At 66.1% G+C, this 14,728-nt stretch carries 15 protein-coding genes; 8 read left to right on the top strand and 7 right to left on the bottom strand.

The genetic code is table 11. The annotated features are described in order from the left end of the window. Position 1: 1 nt before the first annotated feature. Positions 2–1,618, bottom strand: a complete 1,617-nt coding sequence (locus tag GFS60_RS28005; protein WP_159926224.1) for a sensor histidine kinase — start codon at positions 1,616–1,618, stop codon at positions 2–4. Positions 1,619–1,684: 66 nt separating this feature from the next. Between GFS60_RS28005 and GFS60_RS28010 the strand changes: the two genes are divergently transcribed. The 4 genes from GFS60_RS28010 to GFS60_RS28025 are packed head-to-tail and all read left to right on the top strand — an operon-like array spanning position 1,685 to position 5,154. Next, positions 1,685–2,674, top strand: a complete 990-nt coding sequence (locus GFS60_RS28010) for a Bug family tripartite tricarboxylate transporter substrate binding protein (protein WP_159927618.1) — start codon at positions 1,685–1,687, stop codon at positions 2,672–2,674. Continuing rightward, complete coding sequence (locus GFS60_RS28015) at positions 2,671–3,210, top strand: tripartite tricarboxylate transporter TctB family protein (protein WP_159926226.1); 540 nt, start codon at positions 2,671–2,673, stop codon at positions 3,208–3,210. Before GFS60_RS28010 ends, GFS60_RS28015 begins: the two co-directional genes overlap by 4 nt. A gap of 1 nt (position 3,211) precedes the next feature. After that, positions 3,212–4,771: a tripartite tricarboxylate transporter permease gene (locus GFS60_RS28020; protein ID WP_159926228.1), complete on the top strand. Its 1,560-nt coding sequence runs from the start codon at positions 3,212–3,214 to the stop codon at positions 4,769–4,771. Continuing rightward, positions 4,768–5,154 carry a universal stress protein gene (locus GFS60_RS28025; RefSeq protein WP_159926230.1) on the top strand — a complete coding sequence of 129 codons (387 nt, stop codon included), beginning with the start codon at positions 4,768–4,770 and terminating at the stop codon, positions 5,152–5,154. The genes GFS60_RS28020 and GFS60_RS28025 overlap by 4 nt, the downstream gene beginning before the upstream one ends. A 51-nt stretch (positions 5,155–5,205) precedes the next feature. Here the strand turns inward: GFS60_RS28025 and yaaA are convergent, their stop codons facing one another. After that, on the bottom strand, positions 5,206–5,949 hold the full coding sequence (gene yaaA, locus GFS60_RS28030; RefSeq protein WP_159926232.1) for a peroxide stress protein YaaA: 744 nt from the start codon (positions 5,947–5,949) through the stop codon (positions 5,206–5,208). 89 nt (positions 5,950–6,038) lie between these two features. Here yaaA and GFS60_RS28035 point away from each other — a divergent pair, with 89 nt between their 5' ends. The 4 genes from GFS60_RS28035 to GFS60_RS28050 all read left to right on the top strand — a co-directional run bounded on the left by GFS60_RS28035 (position 6,039) and on the right by GFS60_RS28050 (position 11,552). Continuing rightward, the gene (locus GFS60_RS28035; protein WP_159926234.1) at positions 6,039–7,784 is read left to right on the top strand and encodes a proline--tRNA ligase; all 1,746 of its coding nucleotides are present in this window, start codon (positions 6,039–6,041) and stop codon (positions 7,782–7,784) included. A gap of 68 nt (positions 7,785–7,852) precedes the next feature. Next, positions 7,853–9,580 (top strand): acyl-CoA dehydrogenase family protein, encoded by a 1,728-nt coding sequence (locus GFS60_RS28040; RefSeq protein WP_159926236.1) that lies wholly within the window; start codon positions 7,853–7,855, stop codon positions 9,578–9,580. A gap of 334 nt (positions 9,581–9,914) precedes the next feature. Further along, positions 9,915–10,376, top strand: coding sequence for an Hsp20/alpha crystallin family protein (locus GFS60_RS28045; RefSeq protein ID WP_159926238.1), 462 nt, complete (start codon positions 9,915–9,917; stop codon positions 10,374–10,376). Between the two features lie 213 nt (positions 10,377–10,589). Next, a complete protein-coding gene (locus tag GFS60_RS28050; protein WP_159926240.1) occupies positions 10,590–11,552 on the top strand; it encodes an alpha/beta fold hydrolase in 963 nt (320 codons plus the stop codon). On the opposite strand, the gene GFS60_RS28055 is transcribed toward GFS60_RS28050, so the two are convergent. From GFS60_RS28055 to GFS60_RS28075, 5 genes are all read right to left on the bottom strand, one after another. Beyond that, entirely contained in the window at positions 11,553–12,173 is a 621-nt protein-coding gene (locus GFS60_RS28055) for an FHA domain-containing protein (RefSeq protein ID WP_159926242.1), read from the bottom strand. A gap of 106 nt (positions 12,174–12,279) precedes the next feature. Continuing rightward, positions 12,280–13,107 (bottom strand): SDR family NAD(P)-dependent oxidoreductase, encoded by an 828-nt coding sequence (locus GFS60_RS28060; RefSeq protein WP_159926244.1) that lies wholly within the window; start codon positions 13,105–13,107, stop codon positions 12,280–12,282. Further along, positions 13,104–13,589 carry a nuclear transport factor 2 family protein gene (locus GFS60_RS28065; RefSeq protein WP_159926246.1) on the bottom strand — a complete coding sequence of 162 codons (486 nt, stop codon included), beginning with the start codon at positions 13,587–13,589 and terminating at the stop codon, positions 13,104–13,106. Before GFS60_RS28065 ends, GFS60_RS28060 begins: the two co-directional genes overlap by 4 nt. Before the next feature lie 113 nt (positions 13,590–13,702). Next, positions 13,703–14,146 carry a ferritin-like domain-containing protein gene (locus tag GFS60_RS28070; protein ID WP_159926247.1) on the bottom strand — a complete coding sequence of 148 codons (444 nt, stop codon included), beginning with the start codon at positions 14,144–14,146 and terminating at the stop codon, positions 13,703–13,705. Beyond that, on the bottom strand, positions 14,143–14,676 hold the full coding sequence (locus GFS60_RS28075; protein WP_159926249.1) for a hypothetical protein: 534 nt from the start codon (positions 14,674–14,676) through the stop codon (positions 14,143–14,145). The genes GFS60_RS28070 and GFS60_RS28075 overlap by 4 nt, the downstream gene beginning before the upstream one ends. Positions 14,677–14,728 lie beyond the last annotated feature (52 nt).

Genomic DNA, 14,728 nt, shown 5'->3' on the forward strand with positions numbered 1-14,728 from the left:
TCTAACTACGGGGAACGTGGACGGTGAACAAAGCGCCTCCGGTGCCGGGCGCGTCCGACACGGAGGCGAATCCGCCGTGCTGCGCGCTGACCAGTCGCACCAGGGCCAGCCCGATCCCGCGACCGCCTGGCACACCCGTCTTGGACGTGACTCCCCGGGAAAAGATTTCCTCGCGCATCGACTCGGGTACCCCGGGGCCCGAGTCGGCGACCTCGATCAAAATGCCGTCGCCGTCCGTGATTCGAATCGATATCGTCGCGTGCGGTCCGCCTTCGGACACGTCGACGGCATTGTCGATGAGATTTCCGACGACGGTGATGACGTCGGTCGCGAGTTCGGGGTCGAGTGCGTGGAGGCGTGAATCGGGCTCCAGTGTCAGAGACACTCCGGTCTCCGCCGCCAACGAGGTCTTCGCGATCAGGAGGGCGGCCACGGCGGGATCGGAAATCCTTTGCGTCACCGCGTCGCTGATCTCTGCTCGGCGTCGAGTGAGGGTTCCGACGAATTCGGTGACGGCGTCGTAGTCACCGAGCTGAGTGAGTCCCGAGATGGTGTGCAACTGGTTGGCGAATTCGTGCGTCTGCGCGCGCAGCGTGTCGGTGACGCTCTTGTGGGACGACAGCTGGCTCTGCATCGACGCCAGTTCGGTGCTGTCGCGCATGGTGGTGACGGTGCCGATCTTGTGGCCCTGGCTGGTAGCGGCCCGCCGGCTGAGCGCCAGCATGCGCGAGGACGTCGAGAGCACCACGTCACGGCCGTCCTCGCCGGTGAGCAGATACCGCCGGACGCCCGGGTCGAGTGGGACGTCGTCGACGTGCCTGCCGACGACGTCACCGCTGAGGTCGAGTAGATCCTGGGCGCTGTCGTTGAGGAGCGTGATGATGCCGTCGGTGTTCACCGCGACCACACCCTCACGAATGCTGTGAAGCAGGGCCTCCCGGTGGTCGGCGAGACTGGCGATCTCGGCGATCTCCAGCCCCCGGGTGTGTGTCTTGATTCTGCGTGAGAGGAGCCACGAACCGAGAAGTCCCAGCCCGGCGCCGATCCCGAGGTAGAGGAGCAGGCGCGCACCGGCACTGCTGAGCAGGGCCCAGGTCGACGGGTAGTCGTCGCTGACCGACACCGCTGCCAGGACGTCACCGGTGGCCGTGAGGATAGGAACGTGGCCGACGATGGCGCGCCGGTCGTCGACCACGACATCACCCGACCAGGCGCGGCCGGTCAGCACGTCGCTGCCGCCGAGTTCCGCGGGCAGCCCGATCCGGGTGGGGTCGGAGGACACTGCCGTCACCCCTTCGGGTGTGACGATCTCCGCCAGTGTCGCGCCCGACAGATTGACTGCCCGATCCACTTCGGGGGCGAGGACCCGCTCGACCGACGGGTCCGAGAGGCGGTCACGCACCACCGGGGTCGAGGCGACGTTCTCGGCAACGGCGATCATGCGCTGGCCCTGCAGTTCGCGAAACTCCACCGTCGATTGGTGAACCGAGACGGCAGCGACCGCGAGAAGGACGACGCCGACGACCACCAGCTGGAGCAGCAGGACCTGCCCGGCAAGACTTCGCACTCTGGGGTGACGTGGTGACCACAATGAACTTAAGTTCCATTTCGTTCGCATAGGTGACGTGCGTCACCAATGGGGACAGTATTGCCGAAGATCACATCGATGGCGAAATGGGGAACGATGGCGAGAACAGGTGGCGGAAGCAGCGTACGCGCGGTGCTCCTGCTGGCGCTCGTAGGCCTTCTCGTGGCCGGGTGCGGAGTTACCCGTGGCGAGGACGAAGGCTTGCACAGGGTACGGATGATGGTTCCGAACAGCCCCGGCGGCGGCTACGACCTCACCGCGCGGACTGCGGTGAAGATCATGGAAGATCAGGACATTACCGGCCGAGTCGAGGTCTTCAACGTCATCGGTGCAGGTGGAACGGTCGCCATGGCTCGACTGATGAACGAGTCGGGCAACGACGATCTCATGATGATGATGGGTCTCGGAGTCGTCGGTGCCGGTTACACCAACGGGTCGTCCGCCCGGGTGTCCGACGCGACCGCATTGGCGAAGGTAGTGGAAGAGCAGGAAGGCATTCTGGTGCCTGCGGATTCGCCGTTGCGCACCATCGACGACTTCGTCGCGGCGTGGCGGGCCGACCCGGCCTCGGTCACGATCGGCGGGGGATCGTCACCGGGCGGACCGGACCACCTGTTTCCGATGGAGACCGCCCGCGCGGTAGGGGTGGACCCCAATGCAGTGAACTACGTCTCCTACGACGGTGGAGGTGACCTGTTGACGGCGCTGCTCGGACAGAAGATCACCGCAGGCACCTCGGGGCTGGGGGAGTACGTCGACCAGATCGAAGCCGGTCAGGTGCGCGTGCTCGCGGTGTCGGGTAGCGAACGGGTCGAGGGCGTCGATGCGCCGACGTTGTCGGAGGCGGGAATCGATCTCACCTTCACCAACTGGCGTGGAGTCCTTGCGCCCCCAGGCCTTTCGGACAGTGCCCGGGCCGACATGGTGGAGGCGCTGGAGAAGTTGCACGACACACCCGAATGGAAGGAGGCCCTGGTGAAGAACGGTTGGAGTGACGCCTTCATGACGGGACCGGATTTCGAGCAGTTCCTGCGCGACCAGGACGAGCGGGTCTCGTCCACCCTGTCCGAACTGGGGTTGGCATGACCACGCCCGTGACACCGCCCGCCGGCGCCCCCGACGTGGTCCCGGCGCCACGCAAACGGGACCTGGCGCAGTTCATCGTGTGTGCGGTCATGCTCACGGTGGGCGTGTTTCTCATCGTCGACGCACTGACCCTCAGCGCCGGGTTCGCGAAGGTGGACCCGGTCGGGCCGCGGCTGTTTCCGCTGGCGGTGGGCATCGGCTTGCTCGTCCTCACCGCGATCCTCGCTGTCGCGATCCTGCGCGGCTCCACGGGGGAGGCCGACGGAGGTGAGGACGTCGATCTCGATTCGTCGAGTGACTGGCGAACGGTGGGGCTGCTCGTCGGTCTGTTCGCCGCCACCATCGCGCTGATCGACTTCCTCGGATGGGCGATCACCGGAACGTTCCTCTTCGCCGGGGCGGCAACAATTCTCGGCAGCCGCCACTGGGTACGCAACATCGCCATCGGCGCGGTGCTCGGCTTCGGTAGCTTCTACGCGTTCTACGTCGGGCTCGGAATCCCGCTGCCCGCAGGCATTCTGGACGGAATTCTCTGACATGGACAATCTGAACTGGCTGCTGCAGGGGTTCGAGCAGGCAGCCACCCCGATGAACCTCCTCTACGCATGCCTGGGCGTCCTGCTCGGTACCGCTGTCGGTGTCCTTCCCGGCATCGGCCCCGCCATGACCGTGGCGCTCCTGCTCCCCGTCACCTACAACGTCAGTCCGAGCGCCGCCTTCATCATGTTCGCCGGCATCTACTACGGCGGAATGTACGGCGGCTCGACTACATCCATTCTGCTGAACACCCCGGGGGAGTCGTCCTCGGTCATCACGGCCATCGAAGGCAACAAGATGGCGAGGGCAGGACGAGCGGCGCAGGCTCTGGCGACCGCGGCGATCGGTTCCTTCGTCGCCGGATCGATCGGCACGATGCTGCTCGTACTCTTCGCCCCCGCGGTCTCGAGTTTCGCTGTAACCTTGGGTGCCCCTTCGTATCTCGCTATCATGCTGCTCGCCCTCGTTGCCGTCACGGCGGTGCTGGGAAGCTCGAAGCTTCGTGGATGCATCTCCCTCCTGCTCGGGCTCGCGATCGGGCTGGTCGGGATCGATTTCCTCACAGGGCAACCGCGCGCCACGTTCGGAATCCCGCAGCTGTCCGACGGCATCGATATCGTCGTCGTGGCAGTCGCAGTCTTTGCGCTCGGTGAAGCCCTCTGGGTGGCGGCGCACCTGCGCCGCCGACCGGCCGAGGTCATTCCGGTCGGCCGGCCGTGGATGGGCAAGAAGGACTGGAAGCGGTCGTGGAAGCCATGGCTGCGAGGGACCGCGTACGGATTCCCGTTCGGCGCACTCCCCGCCGGTGGCGCCGAACTCCCCACCTTCCTGTCCTACATCACCGAGAAGAAGCTCTCGAAGCACAAGGACGAATTCGGCAAGGGCGCCATCGAAGGGGTCGCGGGCCCCGAGGCGGCCAACAACGCCTCCGCGGCGGGCACGCTCGTGCCCATGCTGTCGCTCGGTCTGCCCACCAACGCGACCGCGGCTGTCATGCTCACCGCCTTCGTCTCGTACGGAATCCAGCCCGGACCGACCCTGTTCGAGAAGGAACCGCTTCTCATCTGGACGTTGATCGCCAGCCTGTTCATCGGCAACTTCCTCCTGCTCGTCCTGAACCTGCCGCTCGCGCCGCTGTGGGCCAAGCTGCTCCGCACCCCGCGCCCCTACCTGTATGCGGGAATCTTGTTCTTCGCTGCACTCGGCGCCTTCGCCGTGAACCTGCAGTGGCTGGACCTGGCGCTGCTTTTGGTCTTCGGCCTGATGGGTTTGATGATGCGCAGATTCGGATTGCCCGTGCTGCCACTGATCATCGGTGTCATCCTCGGTCCGCGCATCGAACGGCAACTGCGGCAGAGTCTGCAACTCGGTGGAGGCGACTGGGGAAGTCTGTTCACCGAGCCGGTGGCAATCATCGTCTACGTGATCATCGCGCTTCTGCTTCTCGCCCCGCTCGTCGCGAAGTTCGTCCGTTCGCGGCTTCCCGTCCCCACACTCGACCTCCCGGAGGGACCGTCCGCTGACGACTCCCCGGACACCAGAGAGAAGGCGCACGCATGATCGTCGTCGGTTACACCCCGGACCGGTACGGAGAGGCAGCCCTCGACCACGGCCTCGCAGAAGCACGGCTGCGCCGGACGTCGCTGGTGGTGATCAACTCCTCGAAGGGCGACGCTCTTGCGGATCAGTCGTTCGCCGACCACACGCAGCTGCAGAAACTGGAAGAGAAGCTCGCGGACAGCGGTGTCGAACACGAGGTCCGGCAAATCGTCGGCGACGAGGTGGTCGACGTCATCATCGAGGCGACGACAGCACCGACCGCCGAGCTGCTCGTCATCGGTATCCGCGACCGCACCCCCGTCGGGAAGCTGCTGATGGGGAGCACTGCGCAACGCCTGCTGCTGTCCTGCCGCAAGCCCGTCCTGGCCGTCAAACCGGAGTAGACCCCCGTGAGTACTTGTCAACCGCCCGCGGTTGACAAGTACTCACAGGGGTTAGTCGGTGAGGATGATCAACTCCCGCTTCGAGGCGACCTCGACGCGGAGTCCGGCCTTCGACGCCACGCGGGCGACGCCGCGCACGTCCTGGGGTTCGGCGCGGGAAAGGGTGAGTGCGCGGGCGAGCAGCCCCTTGTGGTGTTTGTTGAAATGGCTCACGACGGTGCGGGTGCCGTCCGGCTTCTCGGTGAGCACGGTGGCGATCACCGCGTCCGGAATCGGTCCGAGCTGCTGATACGTCCCGGATCGCAGATCAACGACGAGGCCATCCGCTTCCGCCGTGATCGCGCGGCTCAATTCCGGCTTCCACAACGACCGGAGGGTCCCCAGACCGGGCAGCTTCGACCCGCCGGACAACCGGTAGGCGGGGATCAGGTCACCCGCGCGCACCGCGCCGAACAGTGCCGATCCCATCGCGAGGCGCGAGAGCGCCTTCGACTTCTGTGCCTTGGTGAACGACTTCGCGTCGAGCGCGTCGAACAGGACGCCGGTATATCGCTCCAACGCCGGTCGGGTCGGCGACACCCACAGCTTGGCGTTCCGCTCGATCTCCTCGGCCTGCGTCGGGCCGAGGCCCAGGGCCTCCTGCGACGCCTCCGCATCGGCGGCGAGGGCCGCCAGCGCCGACACCAGCACCTCACGAGTGTCGGTGAGCTGCGGCATGGACAGCTCGGCCAGGTCGAGGGGGGCGTCGGCGCCACCATCGGACTTGGTTTCTGAAGGAGGAAGCAACACCAGCACGGTGGAGACCCTACCGATCGGCCCTTTCATCGATGCCGAAGCCGTGCCGACGCAGTGGTGCGGCTACCAGCGGACTATTCTGATGACCCGTGATTACCCGCCTCTCCCACCTGTTCCTCCGCACCTTGCGTGACGACCCCGCCGACGCCGAGGTTCCGAGCCACAAGCTGCTGGTCCGTGCCGGCTACGTACGGCGTATCGCGCCCGGTGTGTACTCGTGGCTGCCGTTGGGTCTGCGCGTGCTGCGTGAGGTCGAGCGGGTGGTGCGGGAAGAGATGAACGCGATCGGCGGCCAGGAGATTTCCCTCCCCGCGCTTCTGCCGCGCGAACCCTACGAGGCCTCCAACCGCTGGACCGAGTACGGCGACGGGCTCTTCCGCCTCAAGGACCGCAAGGGCGGCGACTATCTGCTGGGCCCCACTCACGAGGAGCTGTTCGCCCTCACCGTCAAGGGTGAGTACAACTCCTACAAAGACTTCCCGGTCACCCTCTACCAGGTGCAGACCAAATACCGCGACGAGGAGCGCCCCCGCGCCGGGATTCTCCGTGGTCGCGAATTCATCATGAAGGACTCGTACTCCTTCGACCTCACCGATGACGGTCTCATCGCCTCATATCAGGCCCACCGGGACGCCTACGAGAAGATCTTCACCCGTCTCGGTGTGAAGTATGTGATCGTGTCGGCCACTTCGGGCGCTATGGGCGGAAGTGCGTCCGAAGAGTTCCTGGCGGAAAGCGAGATCGGCGAGGACACCTACGTCCGCTGCCTCGAGTCGGGCTACGCCGCCAACGTCGAAGCGGTCGAGACACTGGCGCCCGAGCCCATTCCCTTCGACGGGCTTCCCCCCGCGCAGGTGCACGACACGCCGGACACACCGACCATCGCGACGCTCGTCGACTGGGCCAACGGGGCCGACCTCGGCCGGACCGTGACGGCCGCCGACACGTTGAAGAACATCCTGGTCAAGACCCGGCAGCCCGGCGGCAAGTGGCAGTTGCTCGGAATCGGCATCCCCGGTGACCGAGAGATCGACGACAAGCGCCTCGGCGCGTCCTTGGAGCCGGCGGAGTTCGAAATGCTCAACGAGGCCGATTTCGAGGCCAACCCGTTCCTCGTGAAGGGGTACGTCGGACCGAAGGCTCTGCAGGAGAATGGTGTTCGCTACCTCGTGGACCCCCGGGTGGTCGACGGCACGAGCTGGATCACCGGCGCCGACGAGCAGGGTAAGCACGTGGTGGGTCTCGTCGCCGGCCGCGACTTCACCCCGGACGGCACTATCGAGGCGGCGGAGGTTCGAGACGGGGACCCGTCGCCGGACGGCGCCGGTGCCCTGGTGGCTGCCCGTGGCATCGAGATCGGCCACGTCTTCCAGCTCGGTCGTAAGTACACGGATGTGTTCTCCGTCGACGTTCTGGGCGAGAACGGCAAGCCCGTCCGGCCCACGATGGGCTCCTACGGTGTCGGCGTGTCCCGCCTCGTCGCCGTGATCGCGGAACAGCACCACGACGACAAGGGTTTGCGCTGGCCGGCGGAGGTGTCTCCCGCAGACGTGCACGTAGTGATCGCCAACAAGGACGACACCGCGCGTGAGGGTGCGGAGGGGCTCGCGGCACAACTCGACAAGGCCGGACTCGAGGTCATTCTCGACGACCGTAAGGCTTCGCCCGGCGTGAAATTCAAGGACTCCGAGCTGCTCGGCGTGCCACTGGTCGTGGTGGTCGGGCGCGGCTGGGGTGAGGGAAAGGTGGAGGTCCGCGATCGCTTCACCGGCGAGAGTCGTGAGGTTGCCGCCGAGTCCGCGTTGAGCGAGATCGTGCAGACCGTCAGGGGCTGATCAAATCGCCGCGCGCCTTTCGTCTCGACTGTTAGCTTGGCCTGACACGTCCGGACGAAAGGCCCGCTGTGACGAACTCGCTGCTGTTCGACCCGACTTCCTACGACCCCGAGCATTTCGACCCCGAGACGCGACGGCAACTGCGGTCGCTGATCGACTGGTTCGAGGCGCGGGGTAAGAAGAGGCTGCTCGAGGACGATCTCGGGGCGGTATGGCCGGCCGAATTCCTGGAGTTCGTGAAACGGGAGAAGCTGTTCGCGACCTTCCTGACTCCTGCCGAACTCGCGGACGGCAACCCGGACAAGCGCTGGGACGCCGCGCGCAACGCCGCGCTGAGCGAAATTTTCGGGTTCTACGGGCTGGCGTACTGGTACGCGTGGCAGGTGACAGTACTGGGGCTCGGTCCGATCTGGATGAGTGCAAACCGGGCGGCGAAGGAACGCGCCGCCCGTCTCCTCGACGAGGGCGGGGTGCTGGGTTTCGGTCTGTCGGAGAAGGCACACGGCGCCGACGTCTACTCGACGGACATGCTTCTCACACCCTCTCCGGACCGAGACCTCGCCTTTGCCGCGACCGGCGACAAGTACTACATCGGCAACGGCAACGTCGCCGGCATGGTGTCGGTGTTCGGACGCCGCACCGACGTCGAGGGCAGCGACGGGTACGTCTTCTTCGTCGCCGACAGCAGGCATCCCGCCTACCATCTCGCGGGCAACGTGGTGCACGGGCAGATGTATGTCAGCACTTTCCGGCTCGAGGAGTACCCGGTGCGCGAGGAGGACATCCTGCACACCGGAGTGGCGGCGTTCGAGGCGGCACTGAACACCGTCAACGTCGGGAAATTCAATCTGTGCACCGGGTCGATCGGAATCTCCGAGCACGCCTTCTACGAGTCGATCACCCATGCCCACAACAGGGTCCTGTACGGCAACCCGGTCACCGACTTTCCGCACGTGCGCGGAAACTTCGTCGACGCCTACAGCCGGTTGATCGCGATGAAGCTCTTCAGTGCCCGCGCAGTCGACTATTTCCGCAGCGCGAGTCTCGACGATCGCCGGTACCTGCTGTTCAACCCGATGACGAAGGCGAAGGTCACCTCCGAAGGGGAGAAGGTGATCGCGCTACTGCACGACGTGATCGCGGCGAAGGGGTACGAGAAGAACACCTACTTCCGGGAGGCGGCTCAGCTGATCGGCACCCTGCCGAAGCTCGAGGGGACTGTGCACGTCAACGTCGGACTCATTCTGAAGTTCATGCCGAACTACCTGCTCAACCCCGCGGAGTACCCGGAGATCGGCATCCGGCTCGACGCCGTCGACGACACCTTCTTCTGGGCTCAGGGCCCGACCCGCGGCGCGGGCAAGATCCGGTTCCACGATTGGACGAAGGCATACGAGGCGCACTCGGACATTCCCAACGTGGCCCGGTTCTACGAGCAGGCAACCGCATTGCGGGAACTGCTCACCACCGCTCCGCCCGATGCGGCGCAGCAGAAGGATCTCGATTTCCTCCTCGACCTCGGTCACCTGTTCTCGCTCGTCGTCTATGGGCAGCTGATCCTCGAGCAGGCGGACATCCTTCACCTGAACCACGAACTGATCGACCAGATCTTCCACTTCCAGATTCGGGACTTCTCCGGCTACGCCGTTGCGCTGCACGGAAAGTCGTCCGCAACCGAAGGGCAGCAGAAGTGGGCGCTCGGTGCGATCCGGCGTCCGGTCGTGGACGCCGAGCGATTCTCGCGAGTGTGGACGCAGCTGGAGAGTTACGACGGCGCCTACGAGATGAGCCCGTAGGGGTTGGTCGCGGCCTTCGACGGTCGGTGGTGGCGACGTCGGTCGTGCGGCAGGGGTGTGGGATGGCCATCCCAGGGTGGCTGGCCGAGGTGGTGTAGGCAGTGCATTCTGGTGTGGCAGAGACACTCGCCGACATTCACGTGGAATGCCGCAGCTACGGGTTGCGCTCGGCGGGTGCCGTTTTCGCGGTGGACCGGCACCAGCGGGTGCCGATTTTTCGAACGAATTCATGCTGGCACTCTCGGGTGTCGAGTGCTAAATTTTCAAGTGCACAGTGATGGTGGATGTCCGCCGCGGTGGCGGGCACCGTTGGAGACGTGGGAGGTGTGTTGCTGTGCTTCGCTTCGACCCCTTCAGTGATCTCGAATCCATGACGAAGAGCATGCTCGGCACTCCGGTCGGTTCCGCCCGGGTGCCGCGATTCATGCCGATGGATCTGTACAAGGTCGACGACCACTATGTTCTGCACGCCGACCTGCCCGGTGTCGATCCGGGATCGGTCGACGTCAGTGTCGACAACGGGACGCTCACGCTGACGGCTCATCGGAGCGCTCAATCCGAGGAGAACGTGCAGTGGATCGCCTCGGAACGGTTCACCGGTACATTCCGGAGGCAGCTTTCGCTGGGCGAAGGTATCGACTCCGACAAGATTTCGGCGTCGTACGAGAACGGGGTGCTGAGTGTGACCATCCCGGTCGCCGAACGGGCGAAACCGCGCCGGATCGAAGTATCCAGCCTCGGTGCCGGTGAGCATCGGACGATCGAAGCCGGTCCCGCGGGTGGTGACTCGAGCTGATCGAGCGGCGTGGACGATTGTCCCGGAAGCCCCCTCTCCGAGGGGGCTTCGCCATGTCGTCATCCCCACCAAGGGTGTAAATGACGACACCTTCGGGGGCGAGCGCCACCTCTGAGGGTGCTGGAGGGTTCGGTTGCCGGACGGCAAGGTGGACATCAGTCGAGGAGCGGTAACACTCCACCCGTCCCGAGCGAAGATACCGAGGAGGCCCTCATGTCGAACACCCCGGTTTCATCCGAGCACGATGGTCGCCGGCTCACGGTCCGGACCGAAGACGGGATTCCTCTTGCGGTGCGAGAGTTCGGGTCACCCGATGCGCCGACCACGGTGGTGTTCGTCCACGGGCATTGCCTCCGCACCGAATCCTGGTGGGCGCTGCGCAAGCAGTTGGTCCGCTTCTGGCGCAACGAGGTGCGCATGGTCTTCTACGATCATCGCGGGCACGGCGAGTCCGGAGAAGCCCCTGCGTCGACGTATACCATCGACCAACTCGGTCGCGATCTCGGTTCGGTGCTGAACGCGGTGGCGCCCCGGGGTCCGATCGTTCTCGTCGGACACTCGATGGGAGGAATGACCGCGTTGTCGTATGCGCGGCAGAATCCGCACACGATCGGTTCGCGCATCGTCGGGATGGCCCTGATATCGACCGCCGCATACGATCTCGCCGAGGCGGGCCTCGCCCGCCATCTGCGCAGTCCGGCAGTGTCGTTGCTTCGCAGCGCTGTCCGGCGGGCGCCGCGGGTCGTGCACGGATCGAAAAAGCTCGGCCGGACAGTCGGTACTGCACTGGCGAAAGCGGCGGAGGTACGTAATCGGCCCGTCGACCCGCGGCTCGCCGCTCTGGTGGCCGCCATGGTCAACACGACCTCCGTGGTGACGATGTCCAGCTTCCTCGAGTCGCTGCTCGGCTTCGACGAGCGCGCCTCCCTCGCGGCTCTCGCGCATATCCCGTCGTTGGTCCTCTGCGGCTCGGTGGACATGCTCACACCGTTCCAGCACTCCGCTGCCATGGCGTCGCTGCTGCCCGCATCGCAATTGGTCAGTGTCGACGGGGCGGGACACTCCGTCATTCTCGAACGTGCAGCCGATGTGGCAGCCGCGATCATCGGGCTCGTCGAGCGGATTGCGCACACCGTGCCCGCCGCCTCCGGCCGTGAACTGATGGCGGTCGGCTGATCAGAGATCGCGTTCGTTGATGATGCCGCTGCGCATCGCCCGCTCCGCCAGGCGAACGCGCTTCTGATTCTGCGGCAGATCCCCGACCCCGAACTTTGCGAACAATGTCCTCAAATGCGTCTTGATCGCATCGACGCTGAGGAAGAGCTCCTCGGCAATCTGTTGATTCGACGCCGGATTCGCGAAGGCGGCACCGTGCTTGTAGGGCCGGCACAACGCCGTGAGCACGCCGCGCTGCGTCTCCGTGAGAGACCGGACGTCGGGCATGTCGGTGCCCATCCGGGTTGCCTCGTCGGGTCCGCCGCCGAACTCCTGATAGCGGATTCGGGTGGCACCGATGCGGATGCTGTCGCCCTGCCGTAGTCGCCGCCGTCCGGCGAGGCGTTCGCCGTTGACGAAGGTGCCGTTACGGGACAGTCCGTCGTCGAGAATGGTCCAGTGCGAGCCCACGCATTCGACCACGGCGTGGAGTCGTGACACCTCATCGTCTTCGGTGAGGGGGAGGTCGGAACCCGGCGATCGTCCGATGGTGACGCGCGGCGATTCGAGGGAGAGGTCCACGGTGTGGTGGTGACCTTCCCGATCGGAATAGCTCAGACGAGATTCAGTGTCTCGGTCCACGGCGACAACCCTTCGGCACGTTCCTATCCTGCCCCGCCGCGGGTGTGCTGAGCAAGATCAAGTGCGGCGGGGTGCTTGCGGTGTCGGTCGCATCGACAGCGGCGGTTCAGAAGACGGGTCCGCCGCCGAACGCCGCCCGGTGGGACGGCGGGGTGCGGCCGTTCGTGTCGGTGATTCCGTACTCGCGCGCGAGTTCCGCGGTCACGAAGGTGTGACCGCTGCGGTCGGAGAGGGACGGATCGTCGACGAGCCCGCAGATCACCTGGCCGACGAAATGCGGCGACTCGGCGTCCGCGACAGGAAATCCCGCGATGCTGTCTACACCGCTGGCGAGGATCATCTCCGTCTGAACGATCCCCGGCCACACGGACACCGTCCGCACGTCGTGCGGCGCCAGCTCGACGGCCATGTCACTGGCCATCTTGTCCAGCCCCGCCTTCGACATGCCGTAGAGGACGGAATGAAGGTGGCTCCGGGTGCCGAACGACGAGATGTTGGCGATCAGGCCGCGGCGCCGCGGAACCATCAGCCGGGCAGCCTCCACGGACGAAACATAGTGCGCCCGCAATCCGACGCCGATGAGGGAGTCCCAGTCGTCGAGCGGACGCTCCCAGAAGGGAGTGCTGAATCCCCCGAACCCTGGCGGACTCGCCCACACGTTGTTGACCAGCAGGTCGAGCCGGCCACCCTGCTCGTCGGCGATGCGCCGGAACAGGGTCCGCACCTCGTCGTCGTTCCGGTGATCGCACGCAACGGCGACTCCGGTGCCGCCGGAGTCGGAGACCGTCTCGGCAGCGGCAACCAGTGGGCTGCCTTCCGGTGCGGGGCCCCGGCCGGTCAGGTACACCGTCCATCCCGCCGCACCCAGAGCCGTGGCCACACCCTTGCCGACGCCGCGGCTCGCCCCGGTGACCAAGGCAACGCGGGCGGTCACTGCACCACCACCGTGTCCGAAGTGAGCGGACGGGTTATCGACCATCTCACGCTGTAGTGGCACCGCGACATTCGCCATTCACCGTTCTCGACCCGATAGTCGTCGTCGTACTCGCCGGAGGACACCGTCTCCGTACCGTGGAGCAGATCGACTTGACGGAAAGCCAGCGTCCACGCGCCGGACGCCTCGGTCTCGCCGTGCAACTCGATGTGGGGATGAAAGCCGTGATGCATGTCGACGATGACCGGCCGACCGTCCACTTCCCGTAGGGCGATGTCCGTGAACACCTGGGTGATGCGGTCAGCGTCGTCGAACCGGCCGAGGACGCCGAAGTCGATCGACGCGCCCGACGAGACGAAGCAGGCCCGGAACGCGTCCGGATCCTTTCCGTCACAGGCGCGCCAGTACCGGTACTTCAGCGCCTTGATGGCCTCGACCCTCTCGAGATCGTCCAGACGCCGTTCCATCGAGCGATCGTCCACGCCGTCGTCCTCTCGTTCACCAGTGGCCTGGCTGAGACGCTAGGCCGAAACGAGCCGCGTGGGTGTGCGCATCCCGGTGGCCGGGAACCGCGTTGTCGGGAACCTGGGCGGGTTTACGGTTGGCCGGGGAAGACCGCTGTCGTGGGGTTGGTTCCGAGCGCGTGACGCCAGCCCGCCTCCCGGATCGCCGACTCCGTCAGCGCGGCCACACCCAGCGACCGCGTGTCCTCCGTCTCGCCGTGCTCGACGACAGCGCGCCAGGCGATGGCGGTATCGGCCTCTACTCGTGCGGCGAGCTGGGCCGCCGAGACAGGGTCGGTGACCTGGAACGGCAGGGTATAACCCGCCTCGGCGGCCGGGGCCGTCAACTCTGCGGCCGTCAACGTGTCGATCAGGGCGTCGCGGCGTGCACGGTGGCCCGCGGCGCCGGCAGCCACCTGATCCGCACGAACCGGATTGGAGAATGCAGCGACCACCCCGTAGGCGAATACTGCGGCATGCTCGGCGGCGAGTGCGTCGGCGAGACTCCGCCCCTCGGATTCGGTAGGAGCGGTCACGACAGCACCACCGCCAGGTAGGTGGCGCACGCGGCGCTGATGGACGCCGACAGCCCGGCGCGGTAGCCACTCAGAGTCCGCGCCGAATCAGCTGCACTGCGCTGGGACTCGGCGAGTTCGGCGCGTAGCTGATCCAATGTCGGCGGGGGAGCCGGCGCGGTCGGTGCCGCGGACGCGGACGGCGAGGTGGTCGGCGTCGTTCCGTCCGGATAAGTTCCTGCAGCTCTAGCTATTTCGGCGTCCAACGCGTCTGCGTGCGCGGTGCGTTGGACGCGGACGAGGTCGAGCGCGGCGCTGCGGTCGGGGTGCAGTGCGATCGCGGCCGCAGCGCCTGCGGCATCACGTCGGGCCAGCTGCGACTGGGCGACGAGGGAATCGACCTCTGCCCGGTCGTTCGTGTCCTCGGTGCACCCCGCCAGGAGAGCGACACCGGTGGCACCGACGGCGGAGACTGCTGCGAGCCGGAGAGCGGCGCGCCGGGACACGGCCGGGCCGAACGTCGGCGGTCGGGAGGCGGTGGGCGTGAGCACCGGTCCATGGTGCCAGGTCGGGTGGCGAAGCCGGGAATCGGCGAGCGGTGCT

The sequence above is a fragment of the Rhodococcus sp. WAY2 genome (genome assembly GCF_009859915.1).
GTDB lineage: Bacteria > Actinomycetota > Actinomycetes > Mycobacteriales > Mycobacteriaceae > Rhodococcus_F > Rhodococcus_F oxybenzonivorans.

Coding starts and splice junctions, on each gene's coding strand:
- GFS60_RS28010 (WP_159927618.1), top strand. CDS start 1,685: ATGGCGAGAACAGGTGGCGGAAGCAGCGTACGCGCGGTGCTCCTGCTG.
- GFS60_RS28020 (WP_159926228.1), top strand. CDS start 3,212: ATGGACAATCTGAACTGGCTGCTGCAGGGGTTCGAGCAGGCAGCCACC.
- GFS60_RS28025 (WP_159926230.1), top strand. CDS start 4,768: ATGATCGTCGTCGGTTACACCCCGGACCGGTACGGAGAGGCAGCCCTC.
- GFS60_RS28015 (WP_159926226.1), top strand. CDS start 2,671: ATGACCACGCCCGTGACACCGCCCGCCGGCGCCCCCGACGTGGTCCCG.
- GFS60_RS28050 (WP_159926240.1), top strand. CDS start 10,590: ATGTCGAACACCCCGGTTTCATCCGAGCACGATGGTCGCCGGCTCACG.
- GFS60_RS28005 (WP_159926224.1), bottom strand. CDS start 1,618: ATGCGAACGAAATGGAACTTAAGTTCATTGTGGTCACCACGTCACCCC.